Below are 15314 nucleotides of genomic sequence, written 5' to 3'. Positions count from 1 at the left end.
TCGCTGCCATGAGCATGGACGCCATCGCTATGACCCAGCTGTACAGCGTCATGAACGCACAGCACGAACGACGCCCCTTCGACCGGGCGACACTGCGCCGCATCGGCGCGTTCGCCCGCCCGCACCGCCGCCGTATCGCCCTGTTCGTCGGGCTCGGGGTAGTGACCGCGCTGCTCGCCGTCGCCACCCCCGTACTCGCCGGACAGGTCGTCGACGCGATCGTGTCGCACGGCGACCCCGGCCGGGTCGTCCGGCTGGCGCTGCTGATCGCGCTGATCGCGGTCGGGGAGGCCGCCCTCGGCGTGCTGGGCCGCAGGCTCTCGGCGACCCTCGGGGAGGGGCTCATCCTGGATCTGCGCACGGCGGTGTTCGATCATGTGCAGCGGATGCCGGTCGCGTTCTTCACACGTACTCGTACGGGAGCGCTCGTCTCCCGACTCAACAACGACGTGATCGGTGCGCAGCGCGCGTTCAGCAACACCCTCTCCGGCGTGGTCGCCAACCTGGTCACCCTGCTGCTGACCCTCGCCGTGATGCTCACCCTGTCCTGGCAGGTCACCCTGCTCGCGCTGGCCCTGCTGCCGGTGTTCGTGCTGCCCGCCCGGCGGATGGGCCGCCGGATGGCCGGGATGCAGCGGGAGGCGGCCACGCTCAACGCGGCGATGGGCACCCGGATGACCGAGCGTTTCTCCGCACCCGGCGCCACTCTGATCAAGCTGTTCGGCCGCCCCGAGGAGGAGTCCGCGGAGTTCGCGGCCCGCGCCGCCCGCGTCCGCGACATCGGCGTGCGCACGGCCACCGCCCAGTCGGTGTTCCTCACCGCCCTGACCCTCGTCTCCGCCCTGGCCCTCGCCCTCGTCTACGGCCTCGGCGGCCGGCTCGCCCTGGACGGCGCCCTGGAGCCGGGCGCCGTCGTCGCCCTCGCCCTCCTCCTGACCCGCCTGTACGCGCCGCTCACCGCGCTCGCCGGGGCCCGCGTGGAGGTGATGAGCGCCCTGGTCAGCTTCGAGCGGGTCTTCGAGGTCCTCGACCTGAAACCGCTCATCGAGGAGAAACCCGACGCCCGCGAGGTCCCCGAGGGCCCCGTCTCCGTCGAGTTCGACGACGTCCGCTTCGGCTACCCGTCCGCCGACAAGGTCTCCCTCGCCTCACTGGAGGAGGTCGCCACCCTCGACACCCGCGGCGGCGCCGAGGTCCTGCACGGCGTCTCCTTCCACGCCGAGCCCGGCCGGACCATCGCCCTCGTCGGCTCCTCCGGTGCCGGCAAGTCCACCATCGCCCAGCTCCTGCCCCGGCTGTACGACGTCGACGCCGGCGCCGTCCGTATAGGCGGGGTCGACGTACGCGACCTGAGCGCCGGCTCCCTGCGGGCCACCGTCGGCATGGTCACCCAGGACGGTCACCTCTTCCACGACACCGTCCGGGCCAACCTGCTCCTCGCCAGGCCGGAAGCGGGCGAGGACGAACTGTGGGACGCCCTGTGCCGGGCCCGCCTCGACGCCCTCGTCCACTCGCTCCCCGACGGCCTCGACACCGTCGTCGGCGAGCGCGGCTACCGCCTCTCCGGCGGCGAACGCCAGCGCATGACTATCGCCCGGCTGCTGCTGGCCCGCCAACGGGTCGTCGTCCTCGACGAGGCCACCGCCCACCTCGACAACACCTCCGAGGCGGCCGTCCAGGAGGCCCTCACCGAGGCACTGTCCGGCCGTACGGCGATCGTCATCGCCCACCGCCTGACCACCGTCCGGGCCGCTGACCTGATCCTCGTCCTCGAAGCCGGCCGGATCGTCGAACGCGGCACCCACGAGGAACTCCTCGCGGCGGGCGGCCGGTACGCCGAGCTGCACCTCACCCAGTTCACCGAGCCGGGGCTGCCGGTTCAGCGGGTCGGCTCATAGGTCAGCTGCTTCACCTGGCGCAGGGTGAGGGCGGTCTCGACGGCCCGTACGCCGTCGAGGGCGCCGATCCGCCGGCTCAGGTACGAGTAGAGCTCGCCGGTGCCGCGGGCGGAGACGGCGGCGACCAGGTTGGTCTTCCCGGTGGTGGCCGCGGCGAAGTGGACCTCGGGGTGTCCGGCGAGCGCCCGTCCCACACCGTCCAGGGCGGACGGCGCGACGGTGAGCCAGAGCATCGCGTCCGTGCCGTGGCCGAGGGTCGCGCTGTCGTGCTGGACGTCGAAGTAGAGGACGCCGAGGGAGCGCAGCCGCTCCAGGCGCCGCTTGGCCGCGGTCTCCGACAGACCGGTGCTGCGCTGGAGTTCGCCGAACGTGGTCCGGCCGTCCCGGCGCAGCTCCGCGAGCAGGGACTCGTCGGCCTCGTCGAGGGCGACCGGCGCGTCGGCCCGCTCGACGCGCGGCGGACGCAGCGCCGCCTCCTCGTCCGCGTCGAGCGCGCGGTTCTTGTCGAGCCAGCCGAGCGGGCCGCCGTAGAAGGTGTGCAGGACGCAGTAGGTGTCGACCGAGATGATCCGGGGTGTGCGCTGGAGGCGGTTGAACAGCAGCTCGTCGCGGTCCTGCCGGCTGCGCGGCATCAGCGTGCACAGCACCTCGGTGCCGCCGGAGATCAGATCGACGTAGGAGATGTCGGGGCGCCGGGCGAGGGCGTCGGCGAGCTGCTCGGCCACGTCGGGGGTGCAGCGCAGCCGGACGATCCAGCTCTGCCGGCCGAGGAGGGTCTCGTCGGTCATGCCGATCACCCGCAGCCCCGCGGTGGTGCGCAGCCGGCGGAAACGCCGGGCGACGGTCGGGTCGGACACCCCGAGGACCTCGGCGATCCGGCTGAACGGGGCCCGCCCGTCCACCTGGAGCGCGTGGAGGAGTTTCAGGTCGAGGGTGTCGAGCGGCTGGGGCTCCAATGCTGACTCCTGCTGCGGACGGGGCGCGATCACGGGCGACTGTATGCGATAGGTGCCATGTGGTTGCTGAGACATGGGCGTGGCGTGACCCGGGACGGCGGGGGTCCCGTCCCGGGTCACGACCGGGCGCCCGGCCCGTCCCCACGGCGGGCGCCCATACCGGTCCGGTGTCGCCCGCTCAGCGCTCCCGGCCCGGTACGTCGGTGTCACACGCCGTGGGGCTGCGGCTGGACCTCCGGCCGGGGTGCGACGGCGACCGGCGGGGCGGCGTGCCGCGGTGCCCGCAGCAGGACCGCGCCGACGGCGGCGGCGAGCAGGGACAGTGCGGCGGCGATGACCAGGCACAGATGGAGCCCGTCGAGGAAGGACTCGGACAGGGCACCCAGCACCCGCCCCTGGTCCGCGCCCAGGTTCAGGCCGGCGACCGCGCCCAGGCCGTCCGTGTCCGCCGTCGAGGCGATCCGGTCGGCCGCCGCCGGCGTCAGTCCGGCGTCGGTGAGGTGGCCGGGCAGGGCGTTCACGGCCTTCGTGGTCAGGATCGCCCCGAGGACCGCGGGGCCGAGGGCGCCGCCGACCTGCCGGAAGGCGTTGTTGGCCGCGGCGGCCATACCGGCCTGGTGGAAGGGGACCGAGCTGACCGCGGTGGCGGTCATCGGGGTCACCACCAGCGCCATTCCCAGGCCGAGCAGCGCCAGCCGCCAGGTCAGGGAGAGATACGAGGTGTCCGCGCCGATGCTCGTCAGCGACAGCAGCGCACCCGAGGTGACGAGCAGGCCGCCGGGGATCAGCAGCCGCGGGGAGACCCGGTGCATCAGCTGCCCGACCGGCGCGCCCAGCACCAGCGGCACACCGGAGATCGCCACCAGCCGCAGGGCGCCCTGGAGCGTGGTGAGGTTCTGCACCAGGCCGAAGTACAGGCTCAGCGCGAAGAAGAACCCGATCAGACCCAGGAAGCTGATCATCGCGATCAGGGTGGTGGCGGTGAACGCCGGGCTGCGGAACAGGGTGAGGTCCAGCATCGGACTGCTGCTGGTCCGCTCCACCATGACGAACGCGACCGCGCTCACCGCGGCCGTGGACAGCGCCACCATCACCTTGACGTCGGTGAAGGACGTGGCACCGCCCTCGATGATGCCGTAGACGAGCGCGGTGATGGCGAGCATGGCGGTGAGCTGGCCGCCCCAGTCCAGCCGGCGGGTGCCCGGCGCCCGGGAGTCGGGCAGCACCCGCACCGACACGGCAAGCGCCGTGAGGGCCACGGCGACGGACGGCAGATAGATCCAGCGCCACGCGAAGTGCTCCAGGATCGAGCCGGCCAGGAGCGAGCCCAGGGCCAGGGACGCCATCAGGGCGGTCGCCCAGATCCCGATGAACTTGCCGCGCTCCCGGTGGTCGGGGACCGCATGACTGATCATCGCCAGGGTGGTGGGCAGCAGTGCCGCCGCGCCGAGGCCGGCGAGGGCCTGGCCCGCCCAGACCACCTGGATCGACTGCGCGCACAGCGCGACCAGCGCGCCCACGGCGCTGAAGGCGAGCCCCGCCTGGAAGACCTTCCTGCGGCCGTGGACGTCGCCGAAGACACCGGCGGTCAGGATCAGGGCGGCCATCGGCAGGACGAACGCGTCCTGCACCCAGGAAAGCTGCGAGGTCGACGTGTCCAGCGCCCGCTGGATCGCGGGCAGGCTCACCGCGACGGCGGTCACCGGCAGATAGGCGACGAACACGCCGACACAGGCCATGACGATGGTGCTCGCCCGCCGCTCCGGTGGCGCGGTCGCGGTTGTCGTGACGTTCACGGAACTCTCCCCTGCAGCGCTCGGCGCTGCGCTCGACTGGATTCGGCGGCAACTTTCGGCCGGGCCGGGGGCCCGGAGCCAGCCAGGGGAGGGAAAGCCGCGGAAATCGAACACAGCGGGCCGGATCCGGCGGGAAAAGTAACGCTGCCGCGTCGGCGGCCGGGGCGTCAGACGCCGGCGGCGGTGTTCTTGCGGGAGTGGTGCAGACGGGCGTAGGTGCCGCCGAGGGCGAGGAGTTCGTCGTGGCGGCCGGTCTCGGTGATGCGCCCGTGTTCGAGGACGATGACCCGGTCGGCGTCCGGGGCGAGGTCCAGGTCGTGGGTGATCATGAGCGTGGTGCGGCCGGCCATGAGGCGGCGCAGCGGTTCGACGATCCGGCGGGCCGCGATGCCGTCCAGACCGGTGGTGGGCTCGTCCAGGACGAGCACCGGCGCGTCGCGCAGGACGGCCCGCGCGATGGCCAGCCGCTGCAGCTGACCGCCCGACAGCCGGGCGGAGTTGGGGTCGACCCGGGTGTCGTAGCCGTCGGGCAGACCGAGGATGAAGTCGTGGGCGTCGGCGGTCCGGGCGGCCTCCTCGATGGCGTGGTCGCTGGCGCCGGGCCGCCCGCAGGCGATGTTGGCGCGCACGGTGTCGTGCAGCACGAGCGTCTCCTGCGGGAGCAGGGCGACGTACTCGCGCAGCCGCTCCAGGGGGAAGGCGTTCAGCGGGGTGCCGTCGAGGAGGAGCGCGCCGGAGTCGGGGTCGTAGAAGCGCAGCAGGAGTTTGGAGAGGGTCGACTTGCCCGCGCCGCTGGGCCCGGTGATGATCACGGTCTCGCCGGGCCGCACGGTGAAGGACAGCCCGTCCAGGGCCGTGACGTCGGTGCCCGGGTAGCGGAAGGAGACGTCCCGTACCTCGACGGTGCCGTCGGGCCGGCCGGTCGCCGGGTGGGCGCCCTGCGCCGGGTCGCTGACGGCGGGCCGGGCGTCCAGGATCTCGATGAGCCGCTCCGCCCCGGCGGTGGCCGCGGTGACGAGCAGGCCGAGCTGGGCGAGGCTGCGGATGGGCGGGTAGAGGTAGCTGAGCAGGGCGGCGAACGCGAGCAGCTGACCGAGGGTCATCTGGCCTTCGGAGATCTCCCACACCCCGATCCCGATCACGGCCAGCACACAGATGGTCTCGATGACCTGGACGATCTGGCCGTACGCCTGGTTGAGCCGCGCGGAGCGGACCGAGGCCCGGAACCAGGCCGTGGCCTCCACCTTGAGCCGCCGGCGTTCGGCGTCCTGCCGGCCGTAGGCCTGGGTGAGGACGAGGTTGCCGAGTGACTCCTCCACCACGGAGGTGACCGCGCCGTCGGCGACCCGGCCGTCCCGGGCGACGGACTTGACGCCGGCCGAGAACTTCCGCGCGGCGAGCCAGAACAGCGGGGCGAGCGCGAACGTGGCCGTGGCCAGGTCCCACTGCAGCCAGAACGCGGCAGCCGCGTAGAAGACGGCGCTGAACAGGGCGGAGGCGGTGCCGATCAGTCCGGAGACCGCCATCTGCTCGATCGCCTCGACGTCACCGGTCAGCCGGGAGAGCAGATCGCCCTGGCGGTGGCGCTGGAAGAAGTGCGGGGGCAGCTTCTGGACATGGTCGAAGACGTGTTCGCGCAGCCGCATCACGAACCGCTCCGAGACCCAGACGGAGAGGGAGCCGCCCGCGTAGCCGATGGCCGCGCCGACCACGGCGAGGGCGAGCCACTGCGCGGCGGGCGACCAGAAGGCGTCCAGGGAGCCGTTCTGCAGCGCGTTGTCCGTGAGATCGCCGAACAGCAGAATCGCGGAGGTCTCGGCGAGCGCGCCCAGGACGGTGCACAGCCAGACGGCAACGAGCCAGCGCCGCAGCCCTCTGGTCATGGGCCAGAAACGGCGAAAAGCGACGCGAGCGGGGATGTTCTTCGTGGTTGCTTCGTGCTGCTCGTACTGCTCGAAATGCTCGTACTGCTCGGAAAAGGGAAGTCCGTATTCGGACAGCTCTATACCCGGCGGTACACTCCGGGGATATTCGCTTTCCAGGTAATACGCGGGTGCACCCATGGTTATCCTCCGGATATACCGGGAGGGCCGGCGGATCGCCGGCCCTCCCTGCCGTCACCGCTGCTGGGGGCGCACGGGCTCACCGGGACGCGGGCGACGACGCCCCTGCTGCGGCGGCGGGGGAACCTGGTTGGGGTTCGGGTTGGCATTCTGGTCCAGGTCCGGGTTCCGGCGGGGGGAAAGCGAGGAAATCACCCTGAAGCTCATATCGACTCCTTCTGAGTTTCCAGTGCCTGTGGGGGCCTGATGAGAAGAAACTTAACACGACGTCGGGCCGCGCAACGGAAAACTCAGAATTCAAAAGCCAATGAATTGCTGTGAAAACCTAGGTAATTCCTTAGTTTTGACAGCCCGTCAGGAAGATGGCGGGGAAATCCGCAGGTGAGGGGGGCGGCGGGCGGTCAGGAGCACCCGCAACGCGCCCGTCGGCGGCGGGCTGGCCGAGCCGCGCAGCAGCCCGGGACCGCGTGCGAGCACCGCGTCCGCGGTCAGGAGTTCCATCTCGACCAGCGCGCCGAGCAGCGGCCGGTGGGGAGCCGGGACGAGGGCGGGCAGCTCTCGCGCCCGCTCCAGGTCGGCCCGGGCCGCGCCGACCTCCTGCGCCACCAACTCCCTCAGGCCCGGCGGCTCCTGACCCGAAGTCAGGTCGTCCGGCGTCACCGAGAAGCGCTTCAGTGTCTCCGCCGGGATGCCCAGCCGCCCCTCCCGCAGGTCCTCGGCGATGTCGTTGACGAAGTCCAGCCGCTGACTGCCGTCGATGAACGTCCGGCACGCCGCCCGGAACGGCCCGTCCTCGCCCTCGGGGCCCACCAGCGTGGCGACCAGCAGGAACGCGGGCAGCGAGTAGGCGTCGAGGTAGGCCTGGTAGTCGGCCTCGGTGGTGAAGCCGGCGAACTCCAACTCGGCGGTGGCGGTGGACAGATACGCCTCCACCACGTCCCGGAGCCGTGGGTGGGCGGCGATGGTGTGCAGCAGGGTGCGGATCAGCGGATCGTCGCTCACCCCCGTGTCCAGGGCCTCGCGCACCCGCCGCTCCCACGACGCCCAGGCCGCTGCCCGCCGCGGCTTCGGGCCGGTGTCCAGAAGGTTGTCCCCGTGGTCCATGAAGGCCGTCGCCGCCATGACGTGCGGCAGCGTCCCCGGCGGCAGCAACACGCGGGTCGCCAGGTACGAGGTGCGGCGGGAGCGCGACACCGACTGCCGCTGGACGCCGTAGTCCCGCCGTAGTCCCGGCTCCCGGATGCCCGCCGCGTCCAAACTCTTGTTCCAACTGTGCACGGCCCGATCGTATGCGTGCCGCGGGGACCCCCGGCGGTGGCCCCGAGCCCGCGGAGTGCCGGCCCTCCGTCCTCTTCACCGGCGTCTACGGCGTCTACGGCGACCCCAAGGCCACCGGCAAGTCCGGCCACGCCTACGACGTCCCGGACGAGACCTGGTACCTCGGCCTCGGCGTGACGGCGGCCGACGAGGTCCTGGCCGACCTGCGGGCCCACCTCACCGAGTAGCCCGCACCGGGGGCTCCGCGTCATGCCGATACCGGGTGAATCACCCCTAGACTGCATGGACTTGCGTGAGCGAGGCCCGGCGCGGGAGCCGGCCCGAGGCGGGGGTGTACCGGTACGTGCCCGAAACAGCAGTGGCGAAGCAGGAAGTCGCCGTTCACGTCTTCGTCCCGCTGGACGTCCCGCACGCCGAGGCCGGCCTGGCCTCGCTGCGCGCCATGTGGGACCGGTTCCGCCAACTGCGGGGCAGCGGTACACCGTTGTCCGGGTCGATTCCGGCCCGGGTGCCCGACGTCCTGCCCCTCGCGCCCGCCCACGGCTCGGTGCCGGTGGCGGCCGTGCAGTACGGCAGGCGCGACCAGGCGATCCTCCGCCGGCACCACGAGATCCTCAACCTGTCGCTGCTGCTGGGGGCCGAACCGGACCGGACCTGGCCCGGACTGCGCCGACGGCTGTCGACCGTCATCGGACCGCTCGGACCGGTCCATCTGGGCGCCGTCACCCTGGAGTTGGGGGTGCTGCCCGCCGAAACCCCCGGTGATCTCGACCTGTTGGAGCCGGAAGGCGGTGACGAGACCCGGGCGGACCGGTTGTTGCGGTTACTGGGACGGACCGGCGACCGACGGCTCGGCGCCTGGGCGTGGTCCGAGGGCGGCAGCGCCGAACTGCCGCCGTTCGTCCGCTACCTGATGCACACGACCGCCATCCGCTACCAGTGGGCGGTCCACCGCCGGCTGATCGAGGGCAGGGCCGCGGGGAACGACGGACCACGCGCCGTGGTGCGGCCCCCGTACTCCGACGCGGGACACCGGCTGCTGACGGATCCCACGGCCGAACTCCGCCTCATACGGCACTCCGTGAGCGGCACCTGGGACAACGCCCTGCGGGCGCTGGAGGCGTCCGGCCGGACCACGGGCGTCGAACTCGACGCCGCGGCGGCCCTGGAGCGGGACGAGCGGTTCGTCTCCTGGTTCCTGGGAAGTCTGGACGACGCCCTCACCATCCACGAACTGGCCGGGCACCGCACGCCGCCGTCCCAGGCCCGTAGCCAGGCGCCCGCCGGCGCGTCGGAGGTACCGCCCGCCGAGCCGGGCCGGCCGGTGCGGGTGCTGGTGGTCGCCGACGAGTGGTTCCCCGCCCACGGAGGCGTGAGCACCTTCAACCGGGCCCTGTGCGTCGCGCTGGCCGCCGCCGGAGCGGACGTCCGCGTCATGGTGGTCGCCTCCACCCCCGAGGAACGGGAGGACGCGCTGGCGAAGGGCGTGCGGCTGATCGACTCCGCCCGGCCGGGCCTCGGCGGGGTGGCGGCGCTGTTGCGGCGGCCGGTGCTCACCGACGGATTCGAGCCCGACCTCGTCCTCGGACACGGCAGGGTCACCGGACCGGCGGCCAGACAGCAGGCGGAGGACCATTTCCCGGGCGCCGGGCGACTGCACTTCCTGCACGTCGAACCCGACCGGGCGGAGGGCCACAAACCGCACGCCGAAGGAGGTCCGGGCGCCCGCGCCGAGGAGCGCACGGATCTGGAACTCGAACTCTGCCGGGGCGCGCTGCACCCGATGCCCGTCGGCCCGCGCCTGGAGTCGGCCCTGCGCAGTCACCTGCGGACGCCGATGTACCGCGACCTGGCATCGCCTGTCCGGATCGACCCGGGGTTCGACGGCAGGGACGCGGTGCTGCCCCCGGCGGGCGGCACCCCGCAGATCCTGATGACGGGCCGGCTGGAGGACGCCCCGCTCAAGGGGCTGGACATCGCGTGCCGGGCGCTGGGACAGGCGGTACCGGACAGGGCGCCGCCCGGCCACTGGGAACTGCTGCTGCGAGGGGTGCCCGCACAGCAGTTCAAGAAGTCCGTCGAGCAGGTGACCAAGTGGATCGCCAACCCCGCCGTGGACGTGACCCCCTACGGCTACTCCTCCTCGCCGTGGCGCGTCGAGAACGACGTGGCGCGGGCGAGCCTGCTCCTGATGCCCTCACGGGCGGAGGCGTTCGGCCTGGCCGGTCTGGAGGCCGTCGCGGCCGGCGTACCCGTGCTGGTGAGCGGACGCAGCGGGCTGGGCGTACTGCTGCGCGCGCAGAACCTGCCGGTCGCCGAACTGGCCGTGGTGGACGTGGACGGCCAGGGCGGGAAGGCGGACATCAAGCGCTGGCAGACCGCCATCAGCGCCGTCATGTGGGATCTGGACGCGGCCTTCGCACGGGCCGCCGAGCTGCGGAAGGCGATGGCCGCCCGGGTGACGTGGGCGGATGCCGCCGCCACCGTGCTGGAGCGCGCGCGCCGTACGGGTTCCGCCGGCCGCGGCTAGCGCGTACCCGGCCGGCCCGGCGCCCCTTCCGTGGACGCCCCGGGCCGGGTTCGCGGTCGGCGGTCGAGTGCTGCGGTGGCTCAGTGGGTCTGCACGGCTGTCGTCCTCCTGCGGGCCGGCCGGCGGAGGATATTCCGCCGGCGTGGAATCCGCAGCGGAACACGCGGACGGTTCCCGCCACCCGCGGTCCTGGAACACACTGGAAACCTCTGGATCCGCGCTGCGCGGACCCGTGAACGGCCCGCGGAGGAACGGTGCTGAACGAGGTCCACTCGTCGCCCGCCGAGGACGGAAAGGCTCTCGGACGGCGGTTGGCGGTCGAACTGGCCCGCGCCGTGGTGCGGGCTGAGAAACGGCTCGGCAGAACGCTCGACCGAGGAGAACTGGCCAAGCGGCTGAACGTGTCCCCCAGCAGCCTCTACGCCTACCTGAACGGCACCACTTTGCCGGGGACCGGCGTGTTCGACGCACTGCTCGACGCGCTGGGCGTCACCGGACCCGAGGCAGGCCGGCTCGGCACCCTGCGGGACGAGGCCGACACCGCCCGGCGGCTGCGCCCCACCGCGCCCCGGACGACCGCACACCGGCCCACCGCCCCGGCGCCACCACGCCAACTGCCCCTGCGCCACCCGGTGTTCGTCGGCCGCGAGGCGGAACTGGCCCGGCTCGACGGGCTGCGGACACCGTCGGACGACGACACCGCGACCGGTCCCGCGCTGGTCGCCGTGGTCGAGGGGACCGCCGGCGTCGGCAAGACGGCGCTCGCCCTGCACTGGGCGCACCGCGTCCGCGAACAGTTCCCGGACGGCCAGCTCCATGTGAACCTGCGGGGATACGGATCCGAGCCGGCCATGGACCCGGGCGAGGCCCTGCACGGCTTCCTCCAGGCGCTCGGCGTCACCCCGGCCGCCGTCCCGGCCGACACCGCCGTCGCCGCCGGGCTGCTGCGCACCCTGCTGGCCGGGCGACGGGTGCTGCTCGTGCTGGACAACGCCCGCTCCACCGAACAGGTACGGCCCCTGCTGCCGAGCGAGCCCGGCTCCGTCGCCGTCGTCACCAGCCGCAACCGCCTCGACGGTCTCGTCGTACGGGAAGGCGCGCTGAGGATCGCCCTCGACGTGCTGCCGCGCTACGCCGCCCGCACCCTCCTGGAACGGCAGATGGGGGCCGAACGGCTGGAGCGGGAACCCCACGCGGCGGACGAACTGGTCGACCTGTGCGCCCGGTTGCCGCTCGCCCTCAGCGTCGCGGCGGCCAGGACGGCCACCGCGCCGGTGGGCTCCGTCGGCGCCCTGGTCACCGAACTGCGGCGCTCCCGAACGCCGTTGGACCTCTTCGGAGTGCAGGACACCGACGTCGACCTGCGTACCGTCTTCCAGGGCTCGTACGCGCTGCTCCCGGCGCCCGCCGCCCGGCTCTTCCGGCTTCTCGGCTGCCACCCGGGGCCCGAGACCGACGCGGCGGCGTGCGCGGCGCTCGTCGGCATGCCGGACCCGCCGACCGCGCTCCTCGACACGCTCGCCGCCGCCCACCTCGTCCGGCAGCACACCCCGGGCCGGTACACCCTCCACGACCTGCTCCGGCTCTACGCGGCGGAGCTCCTGGACAGCGGACCGCCGGGGGAGCGCCGGGACGGCACCGAACGGCTGCTGCGCCACTGCCTGGACACGGCGCGGCTCGCCGACCACCACCTGGAACCCTGGCGTACGACGCCCGGCGGGCCGCCCCCGCCCACCGGGCCCGCAGCCGGGGAGCGGCCACCGATCGGCGACCACACCGAGGCGACCCGCTGGTTCGAGTGCGAACTCTCCGCACTCCAGGCGCTGATCGCCCGTGCCGCCGCCACCCCCGGCCTGGAGGCGTACGCCTGGCAGCTGGCCCAGGCCTGCGCGGTCCATCTGCGCCGCTCGGGACGCCGTGCCCAGCGCGCCGCCGTACACGGACTGGCCCGCGACGCCGCCGCCCGGGCCGGCGACCGTACCGCGTGGGCCACCGCCACCCGCCGGCTGGCCGACGCGCTCTCCCGGCTGAACCGCACCCGCGAGGCGCTCGACCTTCTCCACGAAGTGCTGCGCGCGTGCCGGGAGTCGGGCGACGACGAGGGCGTACGGGAGGCGCGGCTGTCCCTGGTCCGGGTGTACGCCTCGTGCGGCGCCCCCCGACGGGCGCTGCCGCACGCCCGGCTGGCCCTGGCCATGGCCGAGCGCTCCGGTGACCCGCTGGCGCTGGCGGACGGCCTCACCTCGGTGGCCCAGCAGCGCGAACGGCTGGGAGAGCACGCCGTCGCGCTGGAACACGGCCGCCGGGCGCTGGAGCTGTACACGCGGCTCGGCCACCTGGACGGACAGGCGGGCATCCTGATCGGCATGGGCCGCGCCGAGCAGGGGCTGGAGCGGCACGCCGCCGCGATCGGACACTACGAGGTCTCCCTGGCGCTCGACCGGGCACTGGGCGACCGCTACCGGGAGGCCCACGCCCTCGGACACCTGGCCGACGCCCATACGGCACTGGGCCGCCACGAGGACGCGCGCGGACTGCGGGAGGCGGCCCTGGCCCTGTTCGAGGACCTCCACCACCCCGACGCCGAGCCGGTCCGCGCCGCACTGGACGGGCTGCGCACGGAGCCCACGGCATCCGCCGGACACCGGGCTCATGAAGGCCGCCCGGGACCGTGACCGCTGGGTCACCGTGCCCGTGACGGTTCGGCCGCCACCACGACCGCCGGTCACCGGGTTCGTGGAGGCCGCCCGGGACCGTGACCGCCGGGCCACCGTGCCCGTGACGGTTCGGCCGCCACCACGACCGCCGGTCACCGGGTTCGTGGAGGCCGCCCGGGACGGGGCGTGCGGGGTCAGGTGTCGCGGGCGGTTCGCGGCGGGCCGGTGCGGGTGTCCTGCCAGCACAGCCCGTAGCCGTACCCCACCCGCATCGCGCCGAACTCCGCGGCCACCACGCCCCGGTCGTCGGGGTGCAGCGCGGGCGTGCCCGGTGACTGCTGGTAGATCACGGCGGTGGGCACACCGGCCAGCTGCCAGACCGTCCGCGGCGGGTTCGCCCGGTCGAAGTGGACCTCCAGGCGGAAGTGCTCGCTGCGGGTCAGCGGCACATGCACGAAGTGCGGTGCCATGGACTGGGCCGGAGGGATCCGCAGACGCAGCGCGTACAGGTGCCGGTGCCCGGCCGCCAGCGGTGCCGGAAGCACCAGACGGCGCTCGAAGTAGCTCTCGTAGCGGTGCTCGCCCTGTTCCAGGCGGCCCCCTCGTACGACGGAGATCTCCAGCCCGTGCGCGGGAGCCGTGTCGCCGGAGCGCCGGGGCACGCTGACCGCGACCGGGACTGCCCGCAGACCGTCGCAGGTCGACACCACGACCCGGCGCTCGATCGCCTCGGGCGTCGCGGTGTCCAGGCGCAGCCGCGTGCTCACGGACTCGGTGTACCAGCCGTGCGGATCGCCGCGCGTACAGCCCGCCGGGCACTGCTCCGCATGGACGCCGCTCGCCCGGCCGGCCGGCGGGTCCCAGGGCGGTGGCGTGATGTCGGCCGGGCCGCCGGGCGCGTCGGGATCGAGCGCGCGGCGCACCTGCGCCCAGTACTCCGCCCACCGGCGGACATCGCCCCCGCAGGCGCCGACGACCGCCAGGGCGACCGGGCGGGTGGGGAGCTGCCTGCCGCCCATCGCGTCGCTGACCGTGGTCCTGCCGTATCCCGTGCGGGTGGCCAGCTGTTCGAGGGTGAGGTCCGCGGTGCTGCGCAGGTCTCGCAGCCAGTACGCGAACAGCCGGACCGGTGATCCGTCCAGGACGATCTCCTTCTGCGGACGCCCCATGATGCTCAACTCCGCTCTGTGCGCACGGCGTTGGCGTCGAGTTTTCCACACGGGCGGGCAGCTCGTCCCGTCTTGCGGGCTTGCCCGCCGGTCGTCCCGGTTTTCCGGGGATCGTCCGGCTCGCCGGAGAACCGTTGAGCGGGCCCGCCCGGCGTTGTTACACAGGATCCGCCCGGCCGGAGCGCGTCCGCATCGGCCGGTTCCTGCTCTTGTGCCGGGAGAGAACATGCCCTTGTTCCCGAGGACGCCCCGCGCGGCGAGGCTGCCGACCGACGTGGTGCCGAGGATGGAGAAGTTCGGACGCTTCGAGTTCGACCCCGTCGGCAGCGACATCGACGCCTCCGACGTGTGGGCCGAACTCCAGGCGCCGTTCCTGGAGTTCGCGCAGTCGGACCCGGAAGGCTTCGCCCGCGCGCTGGCGAACGCCGTGCTGCCGGCGGGCGGGTTCGCCCTGTTCGGCGCCGCCCGCACGGTGTGGAACCTGGCCGGCTCCGACTTCACGAGTCCGGCCTACGCCGCCGTACGGATGGCCGCGCTGGAGTTCTTCCGGGTGAACGGCGTACCGAACAACCGGCTGTCCGCCGACGACTGGCGGTTCTGGCAGCAGAACCGCACCGAGCCGTGGCTCGTCGGCCGGCCCCCGCCGGCCCCGGGGGAGGCCCGGATCGCTCCCCTCGCACCGGGCGAGGAGCGCAGGGTCGCCCAGGTCACGGGCGCGCCGAACGCCAACGTCGTGTACGTCAGGGCCGCGCCGGACGGAGGCTTCGTGGCCGTCGTCGACGCGCCGACGAGCGAGTCCGACCCCACCCGGTGCCGCTTCGACTGGTCGGCCGCGGACACCCTCCATGGCCTCTACACGCGGATCGGTGAGGCGTTCCAGACACCCGTCCACTGGGTCGCCGACGAACTGCTGCCTTTCATCCCGCTGCCACGGCCGCGGTTCTGAAGAAGTCACGAATCACCGAGT

9 protein-coding genes and 1 pseudogene are annotated in these 15314 nt (G+C 73.2%); 5 read left to right on the top strand and 5 right to left on the bottom strand.

Annotated features, from left to right (window positions below; translation table 11 throughout):
• Positions 1 to 14 precede the first annotated feature (14 nt).
• Positions 15 to 1898 (top strand): ABC transporter ATP-binding protein, encoded by a 1884-nt coding sequence (locus ACFPIH_RS47225; RefSeq protein ID WP_381185272.1) that lies wholly within the window; start codon positions 15 to 17, stop codon positions 1896 to 1898.
• Here ACFPIH_RS47225 and ACFPIH_RS47220 read toward each other — a convergent pair.
• The 4 genes from ACFPIH_RS47220 to ACFPIH_RS47205 form a co-directional block, all read right to left on the bottom strand.
• The gene (locus tag ACFPIH_RS47220; RefSeq protein WP_381185157.1) at positions 1880 to 2854 is read right to left on the bottom strand and encodes an Lrp/AsnC family transcriptional regulator; all 975 of its coding nucleotides are present in this window, start codon (positions 2852 to 2854) and stop codon (positions 1880 to 1882) included. The genes ACFPIH_RS47225 and ACFPIH_RS47220 overlap by 19 nt on opposite strands.
• Before the next feature lie 206 nt (positions 2855 to 3060).
• Positions 3061 to 4650, bottom strand: a complete 1590-nt coding sequence (locus ACFPIH_RS47215; protein WP_381185159.1) for an MFS transporter — start codon at positions 4648 to 4650, stop codon at positions 3061 to 3063.
• 167 nt (positions 4651 to 4817) lie between these two features.
• Positions 4818 to 6533, bottom strand: a complete 1716-nt coding sequence (locus ACFPIH_RS47210; RefSeq protein ID WP_381185161.1) for an ABC transporter ATP-binding protein — start codon at positions 6531 to 6533, stop codon at positions 4818 to 4820.
• A gap of 534 nt (positions 6534 to 7067) precedes the next feature.
• The gene (locus tag ACFPIH_RS47205) at positions 7068 to 7991 is read right to left on the bottom strand and encodes a squalene/phytoene synthase family protein (RefSeq protein ID WP_381185164.1); all 924 of its coding nucleotides are present in this window, start codon (positions 7989 to 7991) and stop codon (positions 7068 to 7070) included.
• A gap of 89 nt (positions 7992 to 8080) precedes the next feature.
• On the opposite strand from ACFPIH_RS47205, the pseudogene ACFPIH_RS47200 reads away from it, so the two are divergent.
• The 3 genes and pseudogenes from ACFPIH_RS47200 to ACFPIH_RS47190 all read left to right on the top strand — a co-directional run.
• Positions 8081 to 8218 (top strand): annotated as a pseudogene (locus ACFPIH_RS47200) (ABC transporter substrate-binding protein); the annotation flags it as partial.
• A gap of 65 nt (positions 8219 to 8283) precedes the next feature.
• On the top strand, positions 8284 to 10521 hold the full coding sequence (locus ACFPIH_RS47195; protein ID WP_381185167.1) for a CATRA conflict system CASPASE/TPR repeat-associated protein: 2238 nt from the start codon (positions 8284 to 8286) through the stop codon (positions 10519 to 10521).
• Between the two features lie 254 nt (positions 10522 to 10775).
• Positions 10776 to 13196: an ATP-binding protein gene (locus ACFPIH_RS47190; protein ID WP_381185169.1), complete on the top strand. Its 2421-nt coding sequence runs from the start codon at positions 10776 to 10778 to the stop codon at positions 13194 to 13196.
• A 176-nt stretch (positions 13197 to 13372) separates the two neighbouring features.
• Here the strand turns inward: ACFPIH_RS47190 and ACFPIH_RS47185 are convergent, their stop codons facing one another.
• The gene (locus tag ACFPIH_RS47185; RefSeq protein ID WP_381185172.1) at positions 13373 to 14347 is read right to left on the bottom strand and encodes a helix-turn-helix domain-containing protein; all 975 of its coding nucleotides are present in this window, start codon (positions 14345 to 14347) and stop codon (positions 13373 to 13375) included.
• Between the two features lie 226 nt (positions 14348 to 14573).
• On the opposite strand from ACFPIH_RS47185, the gene ACFPIH_RS47180 reads away from it, so the two are divergent.
• Complete coding sequence (locus ACFPIH_RS47180; RefSeq protein WP_381185174.1) at positions 14574 to 15293, top strand: hypothetical protein; 720 nt, start codon at positions 14574 to 14576, stop codon at positions 15291 to 15293.
• Positions 15294 to 15314: the final 21 nt, after the last annotated feature.

The sequence above is a fragment of the Streptomyces vulcanius genome (genome assembly GCF_042653945.1).
In the GTDB taxonomy this organism is placed as follows: Bacteria; Actinomycetota; Actinomycetes; order Streptomycetales; family Streptomycetaceae; genus Streptomyces; species Streptomyces mangrovi.
This window is presented reverse-complemented; position numbering and strand designations above follow the sequence as displayed.